This is a genomic window from Desulfothermus naphthae (assembly GCF_054657475.1).
On the sequence record NZ_BAAHYQ010000003.1, the window covers coordinates 499,087 to 516,567 of the forward strand.

Below are 17,481 nucleotides of genomic sequence, written 5' to 3' on the forward strand. Positions count from 1 at the left end.
ATCACCATAAATTATAAAAATATTATTCCCTGTCATTTCAACCTCTTGCCATTTTGTATTCATGCTTCCATATAACCCCGTGTCTCTATAATTTTTATAACCATAATTTTCCCACGTAATATCAATACGTGCATAATTGGGCCTCATATAAATCACTTGAGTACTTTTAGATGAAGTCATTAAATCCAACTTATTATACTCCATTTATATTTTTATGCCCAACGCCATGGGTCACTTGCCGCTGTGAAGCGCCAGCGGAACAGCGGTCAAGTGCACCCAATTGTTGGACGAAGCCGCTAAAGCGGCAAGCAATTTTAGGTAATTATACTTCGGATAATTAATGATTGCAATATAAAGTTTATGTGATAAAAGGTTAGCTAGTATTGAGCCAAGAAGAGGCTCTTAAATTAGGAGGTTATAATGAACACAAACATGCCCACTGACCCCAAATTCAATGCTTATTATCAAAAACATGTTAAGTTACTGAAATTAAGCGGATTTCAGCCAAAAACAATTGAGGCATATTCTAGGGCACTTAGGCGAATCGGAAATTACTTTGATTGTAAAATATCCGACCTATCCTCTGACCAGCTTCTGGATTACTTCAACGATCTTCGGGCAAGCCACTCCTGGAGTGCCGTCAAGCTCGATCTCTATGGTCTCAAATTTTTTTATTCCTATGTGCTGAAAAAAACATGGGAAAATATCCCTTTGATTAAACCGCCAAAAACATCCAGAATTCCTGATATTCTGACTATAGAAGAACTTCAACGATTAATAACAGCTACCAGAAGTTTGAGTTACAAAGTTTTCTTTTTCACACTCTATTCATTGGGATTGCGGTTGGGTGAGGGAATTGAGCTTCACCTCGGAGATATCGACTATACAAACATGAGGGTTCATATTCGTGATGCCAAGGGCAGAAAAGATAGATTAGTCCCATTGCCACGGAAAACCTTACAGGTACTCAGAAATTTTTGGAGAGTTCACAAACATCCACGCTTTATATTCCCAAATCGCAAAAGAGGTCGTAAAAACGCCCATCTTGTTGACAAACCACTGGATAGAAGTGGCATCCAGACTGCCATGAAAGTAGTTGTCACAGAACTAGAAATTAGAAAAAAAATTTCATGTCACTCTCTTCGCCACAGTTATGCGACACATATGCTGGAGGCCGGAGTTGACCTTGTAGAATTACAGAAAATCCTGGGGCATGTCAGCATCCTCACAACCTCAAAATACACACACCTTACCAACAAAACCGGAACCAATGCTCAAAAGGCTGCAAACTTCCTCAGCAATCACCTTGAAATCAGATGGGGAGATGTGCAATGATTTACCTTTCTTCTATCATAACCCAATTCAAAGATTCTTTTTTTGTAAAGTATAAAAATTTCGTCCTGCCGGCCCATAAAAAGGCCCTACATGTCATGGAACATTGCAGGGATAAACATGGCCCTCTCATGTTAGCACGGTGCTCAAATGATAACTGCTCCCACACCGTTTATATTCCACATTCATGTGGACACAGAAGTTGTCCTCACTGCCAGAACCATGAAAACCAGCAATGGATAGAAAATCAGTTGAGCAAAAAACTTCCCGCTACTTACTGGCTGATTACATTTACTCTTCCCACTCAGCTCAGAAACCTGGCATGGAAAAATCAAAAAACCTTCTATTCCCTGATGTTTGAATCTGTCCAGGAAACCTTGAAGACTTTTGTAAAAAACGATAAAAAACTTGGCGGTGCAGCAGGCTTTATTGCCGTACTTCATACCCATTCCCGCAACCTTAACTATCATCCCCACATCCATGTAATCATGCCTGCAGCCAGCATCAATACAAAAACAGGGCTGTGGCGAACAAAATCCACTAAATACCTCTTTAACCAAAAGGCTCTTGGAACCGTGTTTAGGGCTAAACTCCTGCACGCCATTGTAGATGCAAAACTTAGACTCCCCAAAAATTGCTCCAAAAAATGGATCGTCCACTGTAAAAACGTCGGAAACGCTGAAAAGGCCATTGTCTATCTTGGCAATTATCTTTACAGAGGAGTTATTCGGGAAAAGGACATCTTAAAATGCAAAAACGGAAAGGTCACCTTCAGATACTTCCATGCCAAAACCAGGCAATATAAAACCAGAACCGTTTCAGGTGAATACTTCCTCTATCTCATTATGCTCCATGTATTGCCTAAAGGCTTTAGAAGAAGCAGAAGTTATGGCTTTCTTCACTCATGCAGCAAGAAATTAATCTGTTTTTTACAGTTGATACTCCGTATTAATCCATTCACCAAATGGAAACGAAAACCAAAACCGTCAATAGTCTGCCCCCTCTGTGGAAATAGCATGAAGATTATAAAAACAATGATACCTGGATTATTACCATCGCAACCTGGTTATTGTACATGAAAGGGGCTGGGAGGATGATTATGTAAGCTCAAACCATATATGATTCAAAAAACCGGAGATCTTTTAAAATCCCCGGCAAAGGATAGTTATACCCTAAAAACAGAATTTTTTACCTGAAAATTGCCTGGATATTAAAAAAAATGACAATCGCAACAACAAATCAACTTCCCATAGCATTGGTTAATCCAACCAATGCCCCTTACCACCACTTTCCTTGATCAACACTCCATAGCCACAAAAAGATATTTTCTATATTTAACCGGGCTTGTCCAACAAACGGTTCAGATTGTGGTTCGCTCTCTTACGCTCGCTCTCACAATCTAACCTTATTCGTTGCTCTCACAATCTAACCTTATTCGTTGGGCATTTTCACTCTCTTAAACTATCCCTTTATTAAGTACAAAATAGTGCTAACTGCGGCAACGGCGCCAATTCGTAAGGACCAGTTTAGGATCCTATATTTTTCTTTACATACTACGGCTAATTCATATACATGATTCAGAAGCTCGTTAGTAAGCGATTGATTATCTAGTTGCTGTACTGAATTACTGAAAGATGATGCCGATTCAAACTCTGATATGGACTCCCAAAAAATATATCCGCGTCGCGATCCTTTAAGTTTTGGAAACACTACTGCAACAGCCAACATACATGACATTGCTAATCCTATTACAGAGACAAATACCAAGACTTCGCCCAACGACCACGCATTAGGGCTTTTAAGCCATGAAGCAACTATTCGGTGAATGTCAGTAAAGATGTCACCAAATTTTGCTCAAAGTACTCGATGATTTTAAAGTGAGCCGTCCCTCTTTCTAAGAGTAATAGATGAATGTTGGACTATTTTAAGTTTTTATATGTTATATATTTTTGTTAAATATGCTGTTAATGTCAAACAAAAAATTCCTTACCCAGAAATTTAAAGTCTAAAATCTAAGCCCTAGCATTGGTCAAGTTGTTTTAATTTTTCCTCAAACTCAGACAAAGAATCTGCTCTAATAGCGAGTTTAAGCAGACTTTTTAAAACCTCTCTGTTTACTATTCCCTTAATTTTAACAGACAAATCTGGTTTAATAAGTCCAAACCTCTCTATCAAGGCCTCGAGAACCATTTCTTGAGCATCTAAGACCATGCCTTTAATCATCCCTTGTTCTTCTCCCTGTTTCCGTCCTTCTAATAGTCCTTCTATTCGTCCTTGTTCTATCCATTTTTCTGCAAGAGTTGGCATAATGTTTCGTGATTCGTGATTTGTGATTAGTGATTAGAGGAAAAGGACCATGCAAATATTGATTAAAGCATTCGAAGCCTTATGTTCTATGTTTTCCCTTCTAAGAATCTAAAGCCTAGAACTTACAAGTTGTCAAGTTGTTTTAATTTTTCCTCAAATTCAGATAAAGAATCCACTCTAATAGCGAGTTTATGCAGATTTTTTAAAACCTCTCTGTTTACTATTCCCTTAATTTTAACAGACAAATCTGGTTTAATAAGTCCAAACCTCTCTATCAAGGCCTCGAGAACCATTTCTTGAGCATCTAAGACCATGCCTTTAATCATCCCTTGCCGTTCTCCTTGTTCTATCCATTTTTCTGCAAGAGTTGGCATAATATCTGCCTCCTTTCCTATTTGTTTTATTGCTTCTTTTATATCTTTTTCTTCTATTTTATCACTAGCACTCGCTATGTAACGTAAAAGTGTTTCTAGATATTGAAGAGGTGTATTGCTCTCACTAAGTTCTTTAAAAAGACTAAAAATTCCTTTTAGATGTTTGCCTGGTTCAGGTGTTGTAAGATATTTTAGTGCCATTAAAGTGGCTTTTAATATCACTCTCCCCTTGATCTGTTCATCTGATAGAGTAGACAAGTCATAAAGTAAGTAATTAAACTCAGGTATATATTTATTTAGCTCCTTTTCTATTTCTCCAAAAAGATAGGAAAAATTTGTTTTAATCATCCATCTCCTATGTCCATTATAAATCACAAGAGGAATAATAACAGGAAGAATAGGCTCATGATTTTGTTTAAGATAAAGGTCCCAGATCTTCACCATGTAACGCAATAGTTGCAGACCAGTAAATCTTTCGGGAGTGCTTTTGTGTTCAAAAAGCAAATAAATAAAACCAGGCCTGGAGCTTAGCTGGACTTCATACAAAAGATCAGAAAAATGTTCTTTTAATTCTTCATCTACAAAGGAATCTTTGACAAGACTAAGGGAATCAAAATCAATTAATCTGCAAATATCTTGGGGAAGATAATTTTTTAAGAAATCTTCAGCCTGCTCCTTGTGAGAAAAGACTTCCTTAACAAAGGCATCATGTGGATTTTGGATGTATTTTTTGTCCATAATTTTTTAATAAAACACCTTTTATAAGAATAGCAAGCGGCTATTTTCACCTCCTATGATTAAATCATCAATACCTTGAAATTCAAATAACCCAAATCTGCTGTGGGTTCCACCAATATTGTATACAAAAACATTTTTTTATTCTATTTCAAGACCAATTGGACAATGGTCTGATCCCATTATTTTGTCTTCAATCCATGCATTTTTTACTCTGGGTAAAAGCTCTTTTGATACAAAGAAATAGTCTATTCTCCAACCTATATTTTTCTTTCTTGCATTAAATCTATAGCTCCACCATGTATATTTGCCTGGGCTTTTATCAAATATCCTAAAAGTATCCACGTAACCTGCAGCTATAAATTTATCTATCCATGCCCTTTCAATGGGCAGGAAGCCTGACCTATTTGAATTTTCTTTTGGATTGGCAAGGTCTATTTCTGTGTGGGCAGTATTAAAATCTCCTCCCACTATAATTGGTTTGTTTTTTCTTAATTTTTCTACATAATCTAAAAAATAGTCATAAAAATCCAATTTAAATTTAAGTCTTTCTTCACTCATCTGACCATTTGGAAAATAGATATTAAATAGATAGAAGTCATCATATTCCAGCTCTATGACCCTTCCTTCTCCAGCGAATTTTTTTTCTGGGAATTCCAATGAATATCTTATTGGTTTATTTTTATAAAAAACTGCAACCCCAGAATACCCTTTTTTCTTTTTTGATGAATTCCAGATAAAGTTATAACCATCTCTTTTTTCCAATTCTTTTTTTGGTATTTGACTAATTTCAGCCTTGATTTCCTGAATAAGCACAATATCACCTTTACATGAGTTTAGCCAGTCCCAGAATCCCTTTTTAATTACAGCCCTAAATCCATTTACATTCCATGAATAGATTTTCATAACTCACCAAAAAATAGGGGATATCCCATTTGATATCCCCTAATAAAGTTTTATGTTTATTTTAAGGTTTCCATATTTCCCATACCTTGCCAACAAGCTCAGGGCCAGGAGTCAAAGTCTTATCTCCTGGTTCCCAACCAGATGGGGCGACCTCGCCTGTTTTAACTACATGCTGAAATGCCTTTATCTGTCTTAAAAGCTCTTTAGGATTCCTGCCAACTTCTGGGGTAAGCACTTCCATGGCCCTTACCTTGAAGTCAGGATCAATAATAAATCTTCCCCTAATATCTACCCCAGCCTCTTCATCATATACTCCGTAAACTTTTCCAATCTTTCCACCAGGATCAGATAGCATTGGAAATGGTACCCCACCTTCAATCATTTTTGAGAGTTCTTCTTCCTGCCATATCTTGTGGACAAAACGGCTGTCCGTGCTAATTGCCATGATTTCCACCCCAAGGGCCTTAAATTCATCATAAAGGCTGGCAACTGCAGCCAACTCAGTTGGTCAGACAAATGTAAAATCTCCAGGATAGAAGCAAAGTACTATCCACTTTCCTTTGTAGTCTGAAAGTTTTAATGGTTTAAAACCAAATCCTGGAACAAATGCACTTGTTTCAAAGTCTATTGCTTCTTTTCCTACTTTTATTAACATATCATCTCCTCCTGTAAAATTTTGATTTTCCTCTTTTGATTTGTCTGCTGAAAAAATTGGCCCTTTTGTTGGGGTTACGCACTCATCTTTTAATTGTTCCATGGCCCATCCTCCTTTTTTAATTTAATTTTTTTAATTTATCTGCCATCTGTTTACCCAAATCTTCGCACTGCTTAAGGCCATTAGAATTGGGCACATACTGAATCTTAAGGGCTGGGGCTATAATTTCAAAATTTGCCTCTCTTAAAATTTCTTCCACCTTTTTGGGGGCCTCACCGCTCCATCCATATGAACCAAAAGCTGCCCCTAATTTGTTTTTGGGTCTAAGACCCTTCATGTATGTCAAAAAATCAGAAATGGTTGGGAATATGGAGTTATTTAATGTTGGAGAACCCACTAAAAGACCACCTGCATCCATAAGTTCTGTTATAATATCGCTTCTATGCCATGACTTAAGACTCATAACCTTTACTTCAATATCTTCCTTGTTTAATGTTTCTCCTATTGTTTCTGCCATCTTTTCAGTTGAATGCCACATTGTATCATAAACCACCAATGCCTTTTTAGTGGGTTTTTGCTCTGCCCACTTTACATATAGGTCTATGATCTTACCAATGTGTTTGGTCCAGATTACTCCATGGTCAGGGCATATCATGTTAAATTCTAAATTTAATTTTTTTACTTTTTCAAATAATTTTAAGACTAAGTTAGAATATGGCAATAGGATGTTTGCATAATATTTTTTTGCCTGTTTAAATAGCTCGTCTTCATCTACTTCATGATCAAATCTTCTGGATGTGGCATAGTGTTCTCCAAATGCATCAGAGGAAAATAGTATTTTTTCTTCTGGAATATATGTGAACATGCTATCTGGCCAGTGAAGCATCCTTGTTTCAATAAACATTAATTCTCTTTTACCAATGGTAAGTTTATCTCCATCTGCAACAGGGATGTAGTAAAAGCCATCTCCAAAATGTAGACTCAAATTCTTTTTGCCCATTTTTGAGCAATATACAGGCTTATCTTTTCCAATTATATGCATAAGTCTTGGTAATGACCCAGTATGATCCATTTCTGTATGGTTACTTATAACAATATCTATTTTCCTGGGGTCTATTACTTGTCTAATATTTGAAATAAATTGGTCAAATAATTTGTCTTTAACAGTATCAATTAATGTTATTTTTTCATCTAAAATTAAATAAGCATTGTATGTTGAACCTTCATATGTGGAATAACCATGAAAGTCTCTTATATTCCAGTCTACAGCACCAACCCAGTAAATATTATCTGCAATTTTAAATGGTCCCATTATTTAGCCTCCTTTTTTTGTTAATATGCTTCTTCATATGCCAGATCGTCTTTTGTGATTGGGTGTGCAAATTTTTTGTATACCCAAAGTTGGTATAAGATTACTATTGGAACAAAGATAAGAGCAACTATTAGCATTATTTTAAGAGTTAATGGAGATGCTGAGCCGTTATAAATTGTCACTGAATATTTTGGATCAATAGATGATGGTAGCATATTTGGATAAATTCCTAAGAGTCCAAAAAGGGTAGTTCCAGCAATGGTTAATGCTGACCCAATCCAGGCTTTAACCCATTTTTGAGCAGCAATAGCATTTCTGGACAAAAACAATCCATAAATAGGCAATATGAGTATGGGTAAGAGATAGATATGGTGGAAATAGTTTGCAAATAGATCAGTGACAAAGACTGATAGAGCCAAAAACAAGACAAAAACAACCACTTTTGCCTGCCATATGCGAGTGGCAATTACAGCAGCTCTAATCTGGAGATCTCCAGTTGACCTAATACATAGCCATAGGGCTCCGTGTTCTAAGAATAAAAGTACAAAAAGCACACCGCCAATAAGTCCGTAAGGGTTCAACAATGTAAGGATATTTCCGTGAAATACCCCATTTTCATCAATAGGTATTCCTTTAAAGATATTGGCAAAGGCAACACCAAGGAGCAGGGCAGGTAAAAAACTTCCTACAAATAAACAAATATCCCAAACCCCTTTCCAGAATTTGCTATCCACCTTTCCTCTAAATTCAAAGGAAACTCCCCTGATGATGAGTGCAACTAAAAGGAGCATAAGGGCTGTATAGAGTCCTGAGAACATTACTGCATAGGTCTTTGGAAATGCGGCAAAGGTGATTCCTCCTGCACTAATTAACCATACTTCGTTCCCGTCCCAAAAAGGACCTATTGCATTGTAAATAATCCTTTTTTCTTCTTCATTTTTTGCAATAAAGGGCATCAAGGTTCCTAGCCCAAGGTCAAATCCATCCAAGATAAAATAAACAATCCACAAAATTCCCCAGAGTAAAAACCATATGGTATTCATATCTACCTCCCTTTTGTTTTTTAACTACCAATTGGTTCGGGTCCTTTTTTTGCGTATTTGAAGAGCAAGAATATATCAACAGCACCCAAGAAAGTATAGAGTATTGTCAAGAGAACAAGAGAAAAATAGACCTGGGACCCAGCTATTGGAGACACTGCATCTGATGTCTTGAGCATACCATAAACTATCCATGGCTGCCTGCCCACTTCTGCTACAATCCAACCTGCTTCCATTGCAATATATGGAAGGGGAATTGCCCATGGTAAGTATTTTATTATTTTTGGATTATTTTCCAGATTATTTCTTTCTTTCCAGGCAAAAAAGGCAAGGAGAATAAATAAAAAGCCTAGGCCAACCATTAGTCTAAAAGATAAAAAGGTTAAAAAAACTGGTGGTCTTTCATCCTTAGGAAAGTCTCTAAGTCCTTTTACTTCTGCTGATGGGTGGTGGAATGCGAGCATACTTAAGACACCTGGAATAGGTAAGATCTGAATTTTATTTTTTTCACGTTGTTCGTCAGGAATTAAAAAAAGATACATAGGGGCATATTTTTTTGTCTCCCAATGGGACTCCATTGCAGCCAGTTTTGCAGGTTGTTTAGATGCCACCTCTCCACCGTGGATGTGCCCTTGAAATACGAGCAAAAGAGAGAACACAAATGTCCATACTGATGCTAGTTTAAAGGATTTTTCAAAGAATTTAAACTCATTTTTCTTAAAGATGTGATAGCTTGATATGCCAAGTATGAAAAATCCAGCGAGCACGTATGCTCCCAAAAGTGTATGGAATATCTGCTGCCAGGCAAAGGGATTTGTTACCACCGCCTTAAAACTCTTAAGTTCTGCCCTTCCATTTCTAATCACATAACCAACTGGATGTTGCATAAAACCATTTGCAAGAAGTATCCATATGGCAGACAAACTAGATGCAAACGCTACTAAGGTGATTGATAGGGCATGTAGTTTAGGAGATAGTTTATTCCATCCAAAGACCCACACCGCAATGAATGTGGACTCTAAGAAAAACGCTGCAGTTGCCTCTATTGCAAGTAGAGGCCCAAATATATCACCCATATATTCGGAATATTTAGACCAATTGGTCCCAAACTGGAATTCCAGGGTAATACCAGTAACTACCCCAAGGGCAAAATTAATAAGAAATAGTTTTCCCCAGAATTTTGCCATACGCTTGTAATCTTCATCTCCACTTAAAACATACTTCCACTCCATAATGGCCACAAGGATTGAGAGGCCCAGGGTCAAAGGGACAAATATAAAGTGAAACATAGTAGCCATTGCAAATTGTAATCTAGATAGCCATACAACATCCATATGACTCCTCCTTAATTTATATAAGTTCTCTTGCCATATCTTTTATTGTTATTTCCTGAAATTTGTTGTCCCAGTATATTCTAATTTTTTGGTTTTTATTTAAAAATTCTTTTACACCAGGCCAGCTAAACCCAGTTAATTTAAATATCAATAGACCCATAAGTTGTATATAGGGGTCTGTTTCTTTAATATAGGCGTTTAATATATCGTTAATATGTGTTTTTACAATCAAGGGATGATTTTTAGAAAATCGGGCTACTGCCCAGTATCCTCCCCTCCTCAAAAGCTTATGTTCTAAAAAGACGTCTGGTCTTCCAGGGAGATCTATTATTTGATATATTAAAATAGTGGAAAATTCTTCAGCCAGGTAGTCCACTTCAGATAATACCTCTCCCATGACTTCAGGAACTCCCCAACCAATTCCTCCAGACTCATCACTGAGCATCCAGATAAGTCTTCTTATAAAAATCCTCCCATATTCTGGATCTTCAGCACAAAGGATTTTTAATAAAGCACCAAAACAGGTTACAGCGTGCCATTTTACTTTTTCATTTTTGTTGTTTATTGCAGAAAAAAGAGCTCCTAACGCCTTTTTGTGTGGATATTTTAGAATATCATCTAGAAATTCAGGATATTCTTTTATTGCTAATATTTCTAAGATATCTTTCTTTATTTTTCTGGAATTCATTTTTTTATTATTAAAAAAGCCCCTCCAAAATATAGAGGGGCCTTTTGGGTTTATTAAGTTATTCTTTATTAAAGTCACTTTTGGGTGCCCCGCATACAGGGCATGTCCAATCATCGGGTAAATCTTCAAACTTTGTTCCAGGTTGAATTCCATTGTCTGGGTCCCCTTTTTCTGGATCATAAGTATAGCCACATACTTCACATACCCATTTTTCCATAACACTACTCCTTTTTATTTGTTTTGTCCTAATACTGAACCTTCTCCTGCCAAGGGTTTAAATGCCTTTTTTGAAGCTCCGCAAACTGGACATCTCCAGTCATCTGGCAGGTCTTCAAACTTTGTGCCCTTTGGGATCTTTCCTTTTCTATCCCCCTTGTCAGGGTTGTAAATATAACCACAATTTGTGGTCTGACATTGATACATTTCTTCTGGTTTGGCCATAGGTCTGTCTGCCTTATAGTTCGGCCTTCCAAAGTCCATGCAAATTACAGTATTCTCTTGCAACTACCTTATCTGCTTCAACGCAAAATACAGCTTCTGGGGCATCGCCAGGATTTAAAAATTTATAATAAGATGTACCGTCAGCAATCAATTCAATCCATTGAATATAGTGTTTTTCTTCCATTGGATGTGCTACGCTGCCTACTTTTACCTTGTATCCATTATCAATCTTTTCAATTACAGGTATATGTTTTTCCAATGCTGCATCCTCTGCCCCTTCTTTTAAGAGATTCATAGGTTGGTTGCAGCATACAAGCTGTCCCTTTCCGCCCTGTAAGACAGCAACAATATTTCCACATACATTACATTTGTAAATTTCATACCTTTGAGCCATGATTTAATCCTCCATTAGTTTTAATAATTTTCACAAACCAACTCAAAATGTGCCCTTGGGTGAGCACAAGCTGGACATACCTCAGGCGCCTCTTTTCCTTTATGGATGTAACCACAATTTTGGCATCTCCATATCACTTCCTCATTTTTTTTAAATACCATATCCTTTTCAATGTTTTCAGCTAATTTTTTATATCTCTTTTCGTGAAATTCTTCTGCAACAGCAATTGCTTCAAATACCTTTGCTATGTCTTCAAAGCCTTCTTCACGGGCGATTTTTGCAAATTCAGGATACATCTTTGTATGCTCATAATTTTCACCTTCAGCAGAGGCCTTTAAGTTTTCTAATGTTGAACCAATTTTTCCAGCTGGAAATGAACCAGTGATTTCTACTTCTCCGCCTTCTAATAATTTAAAGAGTCTCTTTGCATGTTCTTTTTCTTGATTAGCTGTTTCTTCAAATATCTTGGCAATCTGCACATAGCCTTCCTTTTTGGCCTGGGAAGCGAAATATGTATAACGATTCCTTGCTTGTGACTCTCCAGCAAAGGCAGTCAAGATATTTTTTTCTGTTTTTGTTCCTTTTAAACTTGGCATAAATGAACCTCCTTTTTTAATTTTTTAGTTTTTTCTTGATCTTAAAGGCACAATCCCTGATTAGACCACAAAGTATAAGCAGATCTTCATCATTGAATTTACTAATTCCATTGTTAGATATCTCAAGCATATCTTGAATCAGGGCCTCTACCTTTTTTAGATACTTTATTTTTTCTTTTTTTTCAATAGAATGGTAAATTTCTTTATGCATAATCTTTACTTAACGTTTATAAAAAGTTTTGTGTTATTACCTTTACAGCAACTAATATGCCAAAAATAAAAAGTTTAAAGTATAATGTTTTTATGTCTTAAAAGAAATATGTATAATTTTTTTGATACATTATTTCGTGTTTTTATTGCATTCTCAGGCAGAGACACTATTGTCTCATTTTGCATTTGAGACATTTATTTGGTCCTTATCTCTTGATAGAGTTTTTTTACTTTACTTAGGATTTCATCTCTAGTTTTTCTCATAAATTCTATGTCCTTGTCTGCTGGATCCTCTATGTCCCATTCAATTTTATTAACTCCAGGTATATATGGACACTGCTCCCCACAACCCATTGAGACCAAAGTATCTGGCGTGAATTCTTTTAATAAATCCTCTAGTGATTTTGGTTTTATATAGGCCATATCAATCCCTATTTCTTCCATGACCTGTATCATTTTGGGATTTATCTTTTCTGCTGGCTTAGAGCCTGCTGATCTAACATCAAACTCATCTCCATAAAATTTTTTAAAAAATGCCCATGACATCTGGCTTCTACATGCATTTTCTCTGCACACAAAGATGATTTTTTTTCTTTGAAGATATGTTTTGCAAATTTGTTCAGCCTTTTTTTGTGTTTGTTCTAGGATTTCAGGAAATTTGTTTATATCTCCAGGTTTTTCTACCTGTCTTACGCAAATATCGTCTAAATAAGAAGCGCCACAAGCATCAAAAAAATATTTTGCAATTAATTTTGAGCCATCAAATAGGTTTTTTCCCTTTGTTGCGCCAACTCCAATAAATAAACCTTTTCTGTTATTTCTTCCTGGATCTTCCAATCCTTTTACATACTTTCTTACCCACAAGGCTTGAGTTCTATCAATTAAGGCCTTGACCTGTGCAGTTGGGCCATAGAAAAACATTGGTGTTGCTAAGATAATGAGATCAGATTCCCATATTTTGGGATAAATTCCTTGCATATCATCTTTTTGGACACAATATCCTTTGTCATCACATATCCCACACTCAAGACAGGGTTTGATGTTTTTCTTTGTTACCTCAATTTTTTCTGGTTTCGCCCCAATCTTTTGTGCCTTTTCTAAAAATGTATCAAGCAAAATACTCGTGTTTCCCTTTAGCCTCGGGCTTCCCTGAATCCCTAAAATTTTCATAAAATTTCCTCCCTTTCTTAAAGTAATATTATATTATAACATCTTTATTTAGTTACTTTTTAGTTGAAAAAAATTTAATAAAAGTAATACTAAACGTTATATGAAAAAAAACAAGAGGAGGGTTTAAAATGAAGGTCCTTTTAGTCTTGTTTATTCAGATTTAATCCATATTATTTGGTATATTATTTGCTGTAGAAAAAAATGTGATTTTAATTTTAAAATTTTAAGAGGAGGTATTATATGGCTAAAAAAGACAGATTGGATTTGGGTGCAGTTTTACAAAGAGACAAAGAGACTTATGCAATTGTTCCCCATATTCCTGGGGGAATTTGTACACCCGAGACACTTAGAAAAATTGCAGATGTGGCAGAAAAGTTTAATGCTAAGGCAATCAAGCTGACTGGTGCCCAGAGACTTGCAATTGTTGGTTTGCAAGAAGAGGATCTTGAAAAGGCCTGGAAAGAGCTTGGGATGAAGCCTGCTGCGGCTGTGGGTATGTGTATAAGGAGTATTAAATTGTGTCCTGGAACTACTTTTTGCAGATTAGGACAACAGGACTCAGTAAAGGTTGGGCTCAAACTGGACGAATTATATCACGGATACCCATTACCTGCAAAATTTAAGATTGGAGTATCAGGATGTCCAAACTGTTGTGCTGATTCATGGTTTAAGGATATTGGACTTATTGGAACCCCAAAGGGTTGGAAGCTGGTAGTTGGTGGAAATGGTGGGGCAAAGCCCAGAATTGCGGATCTCATTGCTGAAGAATTAAGTGATGATGCGGCCCTGGATTTAATTCAAAAAATAATTGATGTCTTTAAAAATAAGGAAAAGCCTGGACGTATTGGAAAATATATAGATAAAGTAGGGCTTGAAAAATTCAAACAAGAAATAGGAATTAACTAGTTTGCTATTGTTTGTTCGGATTTGTCCCTAGCTATAAAAGGTTTATAGGGATATATTGATTGATAAAGAGAAGGGAGGAGGAAAGATGGAAGACAAGGAAGCATTAGTGCTTTCTGCTATGAAAAAAGCTGGAAAACCACTAAGGCCTGGAGAAATAGCCAAAGAAATTGGAATAGAAAGTAAAGAGGTTTCTAAAATAATAAAAAAACTTAGGGAAAAAGGTGAAGTAATATCCCCAAAAAGATGTTATTATGCACCTAAAGGAGATTAATATACCCGGGACAGGGGATATTTCCCTGTCCTTTTTTTCAAATTTCCAGTTTATTTAGGAAAGTGCCATCCCACTTTTACAAGTGCAATGGACTCGTCAATAAGTAATATCATCAAAGATAACAGGAACCCTTTTCTTTAGCTCTTGGAGAAGGGGTATCATGATTTCTCTGATCTGAGGATGTGCCCTTTTTGAACACCTGAGGCGAAATACATGACGCCATTCTCTAAAATTGGCACTCATCACAATTTCAGCCTTAAGGCTGTTTGGTAACACAGATCTTGCCTCTTCAGGCCTGGCACCTAGTCTTAAAAGTTCCATATAATTCTTTTCAGCTTGCTCCATTGCCTTAAGCCAGATATTATATTCTTCTGTTCCTTCTTCAAAAAAACAGGGCTTTATTACAGTGATCTCAGAGCCGAATCTATCCATTGAATAATTGGCATATCTAGTACTTTCCTGGGAATAGGCTGCTAGTCTGTGCCTTACAAGTTCGTGAGTAACCCCTCTATCACAAATAAATTTTACTGTTAAGAAGCTGTGTTCAATTACACTTTCGTGTCCAGATTTAATTATCCTTCTTATAAATTCCTTGGCAGAATCATGGGAGATTTTATGTTCAGATTTATAGCAGGTCCTTCCAGCAATCTCTATTACCCTTAAAATTTCATCTGGTTCTGGAAGATAAAGAATTTCATAGGAAGGTCTTACAACTTTCATGTATGGCTCCTTCTCTCATAACCAGACTTTAAGATATTTTTTAAAAGATTTTTATCTTTAAATGTTTATATGCCCTTTGTGTGGCAACCCTGCCCCTTGGGGTCCTTTTTATAAATCCCAGTTGTATAAGATAAGGCTCGTAAATTTCCTCTATTGTGCGGACCTCTTCACAACATGCAGTTGCTATTGTCTTAATCCCAACCGGGCCACCTCCAAACCTTTTTATCAATATGTTTAATATCTTTCTATCCATAGAGTCCAGACCCAATGGGTCAATATCCAGTCTGTCCAATGCCCTTTTTGCAACATCTTTTGTTATTTTTTCATCTTCTTCCACCATTGCAAAATCAATAACCCGCCTAAGCAGTCTGTTGGCAATCCTTGGCGTACCTCTGGACCTGCGTCCAATCTCTAGTGCTCCCTCTCTGGTAATCTCAATCCGGAAGACTTTAGCTGATCGCTGAATTATCTTTGCAAGATCCTCTGGGGAATAAAAACCTAATCTGAAAATTACGCCAAATCTGTCTCTTAAAGGAGAGCTCAAAAGTCCAATTCTTGTAGTTGCACCAATCAAGGTAAATGGCTCTAGGTCTATTTTTACGGTCCTTGCACCTGGTCCTTGTCCTATTATAAGGTCTAATTTAAAATCTTCCATTGCAGGATACAAGATTTCTTCAACTGCTGGGTGCAATCTATGTATTTCATCTATAAACAATATGTCATTTGTATTTAAGTTTGTCAAAATAGCAGCGAGGTCTGCTCCCCTTTCTATTACAGGGCCAGAAGAGGTTATTAGATTTACTCCGAGTTCACTTGCAATAATCCTGGCCAGGGTGGTCTTTCCAAGTCCGGGATTTCCATATAAAAGGATGTGATCTATTGCCTGATTTCTCTCTTTTGCCGCTGTTATAAAGACCTTTAAATTCCTTTTTAACTCTTCTTGACCAATAAATTCATCTAAGTTCTGGGGTCTGATGTATTCTTCCTTGATTTTATTCATGTTTTTTTGCTAATTTTTTTAAAACATTACGTATTATTTCTTCTATCAAGAGGTCTGGTTCTTGCTCAATTTCCTCTTTAATCAAAAACTCAACTTCTTCCTCTTTGTAGCCTAAATTTTTAAGTGCTGACAATACATCTGCGTATTTTTGATTCTCTATTCTTTTTGGTTCTATATATAAATCATTTATTCCATGTGTTTTTTCCAATTTTTCCTTTAATTCTAAAATAATTCTTTTTGCTGTTTTTTTTCCTATGCCTGGTATCTGGGTAAGTTTAATGATATTTTCATTAAAAATTGCTTCAATAAATTCATCAGGAGAGAGTTTAGATAGGATATTAATTGCAGTTTTAGGGCCTAATTTTGTTACTTGAATAAGTTTATTAAAAAGATTTTTTTGCTGGGGGGTCTCAAATCCGAAAAGTTCTATTGAGTCTTCTCTTACAACGGTTTTTATGTAGAGTTCAACCTGTTCTTTTTTTAGAAAATTTTTATCAATTAATATTGGTTTTGGCACTGTTACTTCATATCCCACGCCTGAAGAGGTGAGGATAATAGCCATATCTTCACTGATGAATACTATTTTTCCTTTTATATAGCCGATCATTTGTATTTCTTAAGGGTGGTTCTAATTAAGTGATGGCAAATAGCAATTGCAATTGCATCACTGGCATCTTTGGGCCAGACAGGTTTTTGTCCAAGGATTTGACCAACCATAAAGGCTACTTGATTTTTATCCGCTCTTCCCCTTCCAACAATAGTCTTTTTTATGAGTGTTGGCTCGTAAGTATAAATATCCACATTGTTATTTGTGCAAGCAACCATTGCTGCTCCCCTGGCATGTCCAAGTATTAGTGCAGAGCGAATATTAACAGACATAAAAACATCTTCAATTGCAGCTTCTTCTGGAGAATATTTTTTTATGAGCTCCACTATTTGATTGTAGATATATGAAATTTTTTCGCTTAAATCCTGCTTTTGTTTAGGGGATATGACCCCGGTATCTATTAAGGAGAGTTTTTGTTTCTCGCCTGCGATTATACCAAATCCAGTATGTCTAATACCAGGGTCGAGTCCTAGGACTATCATG

Annotated in this window: 23 protein-coding genes; 4 read left to right on the forward strand and 19 right to left on the reverse strand. The window is 36.3% G+C overall.

Annotated features, from left to right (window positions below):
* The first annotated feature begins 420 nt into the window (after positions 1 to 420).
* A complete protein-coding gene (locus tag ACYQ1E_RS14085) occupies positions 421 to 1,335 on the forward strand; it encodes a tyrosine-type recombinase/integrase (RefSeq protein ID WP_459874719.1) in 915 nt (304 codons plus the stop codon).
* Positions 1,332 to 2,411 carry an IS91 family transposase gene (locus tag ACYQ1E_RS14090; RefSeq protein WP_459874725.1) on the forward strand — a complete coding sequence of 360 codons (1,080 nt, stop codon included), beginning with the start codon at positions 1,332 to 1,334 and terminating at the stop codon, positions 2,409 to 2,411. Before ACYQ1E_RS14085 ends, ACYQ1E_RS14090 begins: the two co-directional genes overlap by 4 nt.
* Before the next feature lie 382 nt (positions 2,412 to 2,793).
* Here the strand turns inward: ACYQ1E_RS14090 and ACYQ1E_RS14095 are convergent, their stop codons facing one another.
* The 15 genes from ACYQ1E_RS14095 to ACYQ1E_RS14165 form a co-directional block, all read right to left on the reverse strand.
* On the reverse strand, positions 2,794 to 3,171 hold the full coding sequence (locus ACYQ1E_RS14095) for a Pycsar system effector family protein (protein WP_488193126.1): 378 nt from the start codon (positions 3,169 to 3,171) through the stop codon (positions 2,794 to 2,796).
* Positions 3,172 to 3,351: 180 nt separating this feature from the next.
* Positions 3,352 to 3,639: an RpnC/YadD family protein gene (locus tag ACYQ1E_RS14100; RefSeq protein WP_459880669.1), complete on the reverse strand. Its 288-nt coding sequence runs from the start codon at positions 3,637 to 3,639 to the stop codon at positions 3,352 to 3,354.
* Positions 3,640 to 3,761: 122 nt separating this feature from the next.
* Positions 3,762 to 4,751 carry an Rpn family recombination-promoting nuclease/putative transposase gene (locus ACYQ1E_RS14105; RefSeq protein WP_459880672.1) on the reverse strand — a complete coding sequence of 330 codons (990 nt, stop codon included), beginning with the start codon at positions 4,749 to 4,751 and terminating at the stop codon, positions 3,762 to 3,764.
* A gap of 138 nt (positions 4,752 to 4,889) precedes the next feature.
* Complete coding sequence (locus ACYQ1E_RS14110; RefSeq protein WP_459880675.1) at positions 4,890 to 5,654, reverse strand: exodeoxyribonuclease III; 765 nt, start codon at positions 5,652 to 5,654, stop codon at positions 4,890 to 4,892.
* A 61-nt stretch (positions 5,655 to 5,715) separates the two neighbouring features.
* Positions 5,716 to 6,411 (reverse strand): thioredoxin-dependent peroxiredoxin, encoded by a 696-nt coding sequence (gene prxU, locus ACYQ1E_RS14115; RefSeq protein ID WP_459880677.1) that lies wholly within the window; start codon positions 6,409 to 6,411, stop codon positions 5,716 to 5,718.
* A gap of 16 nt (positions 6,412 to 6,427) precedes the next feature.
* Positions 6,428 to 7,621 (reverse strand): FprA family A-type flavoprotein, encoded by a 1,194-nt coding sequence (locus ACYQ1E_RS14120; protein WP_459880679.1) that lies wholly within the window; start codon positions 7,619 to 7,621, stop codon positions 6,428 to 6,430.
* Positions 7,622 to 7,641: 20 nt separating this feature from the next.
* Complete coding sequence (gene cydB, locus ACYQ1E_RS14125) at positions 7,642 to 8,664, reverse strand: cytochrome d ubiquinol oxidase subunit II (RefSeq protein ID WP_459880682.1); 1,023 nt, start codon at positions 8,662 to 8,664, stop codon at positions 7,642 to 7,644.
* Positions 8,665 to 8,684: 20 nt separating this feature from the next.
* On the reverse strand, positions 8,685 to 9,995 hold the full coding sequence (locus ACYQ1E_RS14130; protein ID WP_459880685.1) for a cytochrome ubiquinol oxidase subunit I: 1,311 nt from the start codon (positions 9,993 to 9,995) through the stop codon (positions 8,685 to 8,687).
* A gap of 16 nt (positions 9,996 to 10,011) precedes the next feature.
* Positions 10,012 to 10,683: a DVU0298 family protein gene (locus tag ACYQ1E_RS14135; RefSeq protein ID WP_459880688.1), complete on the reverse strand. Its 672-nt coding sequence runs from the start codon at positions 10,681 to 10,683 to the stop codon at positions 10,012 to 10,014.
* 58 nt (positions 10,684 to 10,741) lie between these two features.
* Positions 10,742 to 10,900, reverse strand: coding sequence for a rubredoxin (gene rd / locus ACYQ1E_RS14140; RefSeq protein ID WP_459880691.1), 159 nt, complete (start codon positions 10,898 to 10,900; stop codon positions 10,742 to 10,744).
* A gap of 14 nt (positions 10,901 to 10,914) precedes the next feature.
* Positions 10,915 to 11,124, reverse strand: coding sequence for a rubredoxin (locus tag ACYQ1E_RS14145; RefSeq protein ID WP_459880694.1), 210 nt, complete (start codon positions 11,122 to 11,124; stop codon positions 10,915 to 10,917).
* A gap of 13 nt (positions 11,125 to 11,137) precedes the next feature.
* Positions 11,138 to 11,518, reverse strand: coding sequence for a desulfoferrodoxin (locus tag ACYQ1E_RS14150; RefSeq protein ID WP_459880697.1), 381 nt, complete (start codon positions 11,516 to 11,518; stop codon positions 11,138 to 11,140).
* A 20-nt stretch (positions 11,519 to 11,538) separates the two neighbouring features.
* Positions 11,539 to 12,114 (reverse strand): rubrerythrin, encoded by a 576-nt coding sequence (gene rbr, locus ACYQ1E_RS14155; RefSeq protein WP_459880700.1) that lies wholly within the window; start codon positions 12,112 to 12,114, stop codon positions 11,539 to 11,541.
* A 16-nt stretch (positions 12,115 to 12,130) separates the two neighbouring features.
* Positions 12,131 to 12,325 carry a hypothetical protein gene (locus tag ACYQ1E_RS14160; protein ID WP_459880703.1) on the reverse strand — a complete coding sequence of 65 codons (195 nt, stop codon included), beginning with the start codon at positions 12,323 to 12,325 and terminating at the stop codon, positions 12,131 to 12,133.
* A 194-nt stretch (positions 12,326 to 12,519) separates the two neighbouring features.
* Positions 12,520 to 13,494, reverse strand: coding sequence for an NAD(P)H-dependent oxidoreductase (locus tag ACYQ1E_RS14165; RefSeq protein WP_459880706.1), 975 nt, complete (start codon positions 13,492 to 13,494; stop codon positions 12,520 to 12,522).
* Positions 13,495 to 13,734: 240 nt separating this feature from the next.
* Here ACYQ1E_RS14165 and ACYQ1E_RS14170 point away from each other — a divergent pair, with 240 nt between their 5' ends.
* Positions 13,735 to 14,400, forward strand: a complete 666-nt coding sequence (locus ACYQ1E_RS14170) for a nitrite/sulfite reductase domain-containing protein (protein WP_459880709.1) — start codon at positions 13,735 to 13,737, stop codon at positions 14,398 to 14,400.
* Positions 14,401 to 14,485: 85 nt separating this feature from the next.
* Positions 14,486 to 14,671 (forward strand): MarR family transcriptional regulator, encoded by a 186-nt coding sequence (locus tag ACYQ1E_RS14175; protein ID WP_459880712.1) that lies wholly within the window; start codon positions 14,486 to 14,488, stop codon positions 14,669 to 14,671.
* Positions 14,672 to 14,767: 96 nt separating this feature from the next.
* On the opposite strand, the gene thyX is transcribed toward ACYQ1E_RS14175, so the two are convergent.
* Genes thyX through ruvC form a run of 4 tightly spaced genes read right to left on the reverse strand, consistent with a single transcriptional unit; the run spans position 14,768 to position 17,480 of the window.
* Positions 14,768 to 15,391, reverse strand: a complete 624-nt coding sequence (gene thyX, locus ACYQ1E_RS14180; RefSeq protein ID WP_459880715.1) for an FAD-dependent thymidylate synthase — start codon at positions 15,389 to 15,391, stop codon at positions 14,768 to 14,770.
* Positions 15,392 to 15,431: 40 nt separating this feature from the next.
* The gene (gene ruvB / locus ACYQ1E_RS14185; RefSeq protein ID WP_459880718.1) at positions 15,432 to 16,391 is read right to left on the reverse strand and encodes a Holliday junction branch migration DNA helicase RuvB; all 960 of its coding nucleotides are present in this window, start codon (positions 16,389 to 16,391) and stop codon (positions 15,432 to 15,434) included.
* Entirely contained in the window at positions 16,384 to 16,998 is a 615-nt protein-coding gene (gene ruvA, locus ACYQ1E_RS14190; RefSeq protein ID WP_459880721.1) for a Holliday junction branch migration protein RuvA, read from the reverse strand. The genes ruvB and ruvA overlap by 8 nt, the downstream gene beginning before the upstream one ends.
* Complete coding sequence (gene ruvC / locus ACYQ1E_RS14195; protein ID WP_459880724.1) at positions 16,995 to 17,480, reverse strand: crossover junction endodeoxyribonuclease RuvC; 486 nt, start codon at positions 17,478 to 17,480, stop codon at positions 16,995 to 16,997. The genes ruvA and ruvC overlap by 4 nt, the downstream gene beginning before the upstream one ends.
* Position 17,481 lies beyond the last annotated feature (1 nt).